8 protein-coding genes are annotated in these 4,145 nt (G+C 38.7%); 7 read left to right on the top strand and 1 reads right to left on the bottom strand.

What is annotated here, in order from left to right; genetic code table 11:
* Positions 1 to 37: 37 nt before the first annotated feature.
* Positions 38 to 265 (bottom strand): hypothetical protein, encoded by a 228-nt coding sequence (locus F6K22_RS34180; RefSeq protein WP_293108660.1) that lies wholly within the window; start codon positions 263 to 265, stop codon positions 38 to 40.
* Positions 266 to 949: 684 nt separating this feature from the next.
* Between F6K22_RS34180 and F6K22_RS42665 the strand changes: the two genes are divergently transcribed.
* The 7 genes from F6K22_RS42665 to F6K22_RS34150 form a co-directional block, all read left to right on the top strand.
* Positions 950 to 1,150, top strand: a complete 201-nt coding sequence (locus F6K22_RS42665) for a ribbon-helix-helix protein, CopG family (RefSeq protein ID WP_363275041.1) — start codon at positions 950 to 952, stop codon at positions 1,148 to 1,150.
* On the top strand, positions 1,147 to 1,326 hold the full coding sequence (locus tag F6K22_RS42660; protein WP_363275039.1) for a hypothetical protein: 180 nt from the start codon (positions 1,147 to 1,149) through the stop codon (positions 1,324 to 1,326). Before F6K22_RS42665 ends, F6K22_RS42660 begins: the two co-directional genes overlap by 4 nt.
* 69 nt (positions 1,327 to 1,395) lie before the next feature.
* Positions 1,396 to 1,572 (top strand): hypothetical protein, encoded by a 177-nt coding sequence (locus F6K22_RS34170; protein ID WP_293108654.1) that lies wholly within the window; start codon positions 1,396 to 1,398, stop codon positions 1,570 to 1,572.
* 15 nt (positions 1,573 to 1,587) lie between these two features.
* A complete protein-coding gene (locus tag F6K22_RS34165) occupies positions 1,588 to 1,860 on the top strand; it encodes a hypothetical protein (RefSeq protein ID WP_293108651.1) in 273 nt (90 codons plus the stop codon).
* A complete protein-coding gene (locus F6K22_RS34160; protein ID WP_293108649.1) occupies positions 1,861 to 2,517 on the top strand; it encodes a hypothetical protein in 657 nt (218 codons plus the stop codon).
* Between the two features lie 668 nt (positions 2,518 to 3,185).
* Complete coding sequence (locus F6K22_RS34155) at positions 3,186 to 3,443, top strand: hypothetical protein (protein ID WP_293108646.1); 258 nt, start codon at positions 3,186 to 3,188, stop codon at positions 3,441 to 3,443.
* A 6-nt stretch (positions 3,444 to 3,449) separates the two neighbouring features.
* Positions 3,450 to 4,145 (top strand): hypothetical protein (locus F6K22_RS34150; protein ID WP_293108643.1); only part of this gene is annotated, 696 nt, incomplete at its 3' end.

Below are 4,145 nucleotides of genomic sequence, written 5' to 3'. Positions count from 1 at the left end.
ACTGCAACCTCAATCCCACCAAATCTTGATCTGGCAGTTACAAGTCTGACTCACCTTGAGAGTCTTCAACTGTATATCTCGATAGTGCTTTGCCATAATATCTGTAAAATTTACCAGTAGTTCGAGAATATCTGCCACGTTGTACAGTAAACTGACCAGAAATAAGTTCACTTTCACGTTTGCGGCTTCCTCGCCTCATCGCAAGATTTAGCCTAATATCCTTTAACACTTCAGGACTCTTATCTTTTAGATAGTCAACGGTCATTTCAGTTATCAGTTATCAGCTATCAGTTATCAGCGAACCTCCGAGTCAACTCGGAGGCTTGAAATACTGAGTTAAATATTTCTCTTGGTCGATTGGAGGCAAGCGTTCGCGTAGCGTCCCGGAGGGAACGGAAACCTCGCCATCCCTCGAGCGCTTTTTCATCCCCTATCCAAGGGGAGGCGCATGCCCTCTTTTTTTGGTAAATGATGTACACTTGAAACGTCTTGAATTAAAATGTGCAAAATATTTGTTTACGATGTCACTCATTTAATACCTCCAGATACCTAATAAACGGGAATGCCAAAACTTGAGCTCAAAGACATTCCCTAGCTTTGATCTCACCTTGACAAATTTGAATTAACTCAATACCAATCAGTTTGAATTAACACTAAACCACTTAGATAAACGATCATCGTCTAGGCAAGTCTCCTTTGCTAGGGAACTGTGGGTTGGAGATAGGATAACAACCCACGAAGACAGAAAATAAAGTGTAAGAATGTTTGACGCTACAAACTAATAAGAGATTCTTAGTATTAATGTTTGGTTATTTCGACTCTTTAGGGCATCACCTCCCAAGAATTTATTGTGTAATACTTGATAAATATTATTTAGTGTGTAAATAATTTTGTCAAGGGGTTTGAGTAAAATTATTTTATACACAAACAATGGACACAAAAAAAACTGATGGCAGGAAAACCAAAGTACAACAGTCCCAAGAAGCGGACCAATCTGTCGCTAACACCGGAAACCCTGGAAAAGATGGACAGCATAGCAGAAGCATTGAATATCAGCAGGAGCGAGTTAGTGGAGAAATGGACGCGGGCTTGGGAAGAAATGCAATCTATAGGACTATTGGGGGAATCCTTGGCCTGTTCCGAGAGGTGATCAAAGAAGGCGAGGATTACATCGATGGTCACGGTGAACGTCTTGAAACCAGATTGATTGAACACAAACAAAAAAAGGCAAGATACCTGCAAAAAGCTGCTGCTTTGGAAAGGGAAGTTGCTCGACTCTTGGAACAGGTGAAGCATTTACCCGAAGATTCTACGGAATCTGAATAAACCACAAGAATTGCCGATCACTTAACTTAGCGATCGGCAATTTTCGTACATATATATATAGGAGAAAAAATGCAGCAAGATACAATTCCCACATTAGAAATTACAATGGGGCATCAAAACCCTTGGCATGAAGGGATGATGGAAATATTTGGAGAAGTTATCCCACTTTACCTAGACAAGGACTTATTCAACCTCCTGGCCAAGAAACCGCAAATGTGGGGCATTCACTCAGTAAAATTAGACTGAGGATATCTAGGAATATTGTCCATATCTCATCTCAATATAAACACTGGGAAGTTTGACACGGAATTCGTAGCGTTAAACCACAACAAAGAGCAAGTTCCCTCAGATGAATTACTAACAGAAATTGGGAAGACCTTGGAAGCACAAATATTTGCCCATGTTCAAGAAATATTAGAGGAAATGTCGAGGGTACTAGAAAGAGCCAAACCTACCATGTCAATGACATCTACCCATCTGACAATTAAAAATATCCGCAGAAGTTTACGCGATCGCCAAAGGGAGTTAAATTGAATGGCCATAGTTCGTACTGGTGATTGGATTGAGGTAAAAACGACACGACTCAATTCAGGCAAAACCAAGCTCAAAGGTAAAACATTCCAGGTTTTAAGGACAAATGTCACATCTGGAGAATTAGTAGTAGATACTGGAGAGATTATGGGCCAAGTAAAATTACTAAATAGTGATGTAAGTCTAGCACTGCCCCCAAAATTTCCAGCAGTTCAAAAAACTTCGAGCACTTTAGACTCAACTTTAACTCGAATCAAAAATTTAACTAATCGATACAAAGAATCTGGAGGCAAAATTGATACCTACTTTTTGGAGCAAATACTAGGCAGGGAGGCTCATGAGCAAATACTGTCTAACCTATATATATCAGCAAAAAACAGTTTATGCTCCGAAGGTGTCAAAGAAGGTTTGTGCTCCGAAAAAATCGATAATTCCGGAGCAAAAACTATAGGAAACCCTCCCAAGAATGAAGGTAGCAGACCGCCTGGTAGAAAAAATACCAAAGTAGCCTCAGGTTGGCTAGACAAATACGACCGGACAACGGATGGTAGAACTACCTGGTATTTTTGCCGGGACAAATACATCACAAAGGTAAAAAAAACCAAAATTACCAACACCCAAAAACAAGCAGTAGAAAATTTAATCAAGTTGGGCTACTGAGCCACTCAAATTCAAGACTTTGTCAATGGTGGGGTAGAATTTTAATTGTCCGACCTGAAGCTTTTTAACCTCCGAAGTAGTTCATTTTAGAATTAACCAATTGTGAGGCGAGCGATCGCCTTTTTTTTGTGCCTATTTAAAGCCTAGGCCGAACATCCAATCCTACTACCCCCCAATAGTCGCCCATATAGTCCAATATAGGGATAAAATGCGCTCTTTTTTATAGAATAGCTCAAACGCCTAAGTGGAGTCTGATGTAGGTACTATCAATATTTGCGAGATTCAGATTCCATCATTTTTTAAGAGCAATAAGCGGTTTTTATCAAAATAATTGGGTCGCGCAACCCCGCCTTTTAAGGCGAAATATTTTTGGAGCGTTGCTCTAATCCCCGTTACAAAAATAACTTCTGACTTCTGAGTTCTAACTTCTGAGTTCGTTAACCCTATAGTATTAAATAGCACGACCAAGATACCCGCCCCTACCGCTCCTGTCAAGTTTAAGTTCTTGGAGGACAGAAGTAATTTTTGCATTAACCGATATTAGACCAGAAATCAAACTGATAAATTCTCTCACTCGGGCAGATATTCCATCAATAAACATTGAAGATAGTACGGCTATTAAATTACAAAAATCTGTTGATTCAAAAAACAATAGTCAGCTTTTAGGGTTGAGATTTAAAAAAAACAACGAAGAAATCGGGACAATAGAATTAAAAAATTATGGGATTGTCTATAACCTTTCTTTGATAGGACGATTTGGCAGAAATGCTAAGTTCTTAGATAGCAATTCTGTATTGACTTGTGAAGTTTTTGACTGGGGATTTGGCACTATAAATACATTGGATTATATAAATATCAATGTTGATTATTTATTTGAAATAAGTGGGTTTCAACCCAGTGATGAATTCAGCTTGAGTTTTGGTTAGTTTGCAATGGCAAGACGTAGACGGGGCAGAGAAAAAGCAGAAGAAATACAAGAAATAATAGAAGACGCGGCGGATTTGGCATATTCTGCTCAAGAGGAGGGGGTTGAAAAAGCTGTAGATGATTATATAGGTGAAAAAATTAGGGATGCGACACAAAAAGCTGCAATGAGGCGGTTGGGAAATCATCCGGCTTTGATTCTTTTACCGGAGTTTATCGAAGCTCAAAAAGGTTATGGACCAGCTATTTACGAGGATACATCGACCGATTTAAGAAGGGAATTAGGGTCGGAGAGTGAAGACCCTACTTTAGAGGATGTAGAACAACTTTTTGAAGATTCGGAATTATTAGAGGATATTATTGATGAAGAGCTCGAAGAAATTGACGATATTATTGAACAATTGGATGAGAAAGATTTAGAAAAAATTGTAGAAGATTTTGAAGAAGAAATACCTAATGAAGAAATAGAAACAGATGAGCATGAAGAGGATGGAAAAAAATGTCATTCAATATCAATAGGATTTGGTGACGATCAAATTACCTTTAATACTTGGGATCAAAACGATAATTTTGATGATGATGAGTTAAATGAAATTGATGAAAAAAGTGATGGTGATTACGAAATACCAGACATTCCCGGTAGCGGGCTTTGGTGCAAGGAATTTTCAATTACACTTGGGGTACCAGCAACTTCAGTGTTGAAG

This window comes from Okeania sp. SIO2F4, assembly GCF_010672385.1.
In the GTDB taxonomy this organism is placed as follows: domain Bacteria; phylum Cyanobacteriota; class Cyanobacteriia; order Cyanobacteriales; family Microcoleaceae; genus Trichodesmium.
The sequence above is the reverse complement of the archived record's forward strand: the minus strand, read 5'-3'. Positions and strand labels throughout refer to the sequence as shown.

Bases quoted from the DNA above. Each gene is read 5' to 3' on its own strand.
- F6K22_RS34180 (WP_293108660.1), bottom strand. From the start codon at position 265: ATGACCGTTGACTATCTAAAAGATAAGAGTCCTGAAGTGTTAAAGGAT.
- F6K22_RS42665 (WP_363275041.1), top strand. From the start codon at position 950: ATGGCAGGAAAACCAAAGTACAACAGTCCCAAGAAGCGGACCAATCTG.
- F6K22_RS34170 (WP_293108654.1), top strand. From the start codon at position 1,396: ATGCAGCAAGATACAATTCCCACATTAGAAATTACAATGGGGCATCAA.
- F6K22_RS34160 (WP_293108649.1), top strand. From the start codon at position 1,861: ATGGCCATAGTTCGTACTGGTGATTGGATTGAGGTAAAAACGACACGA.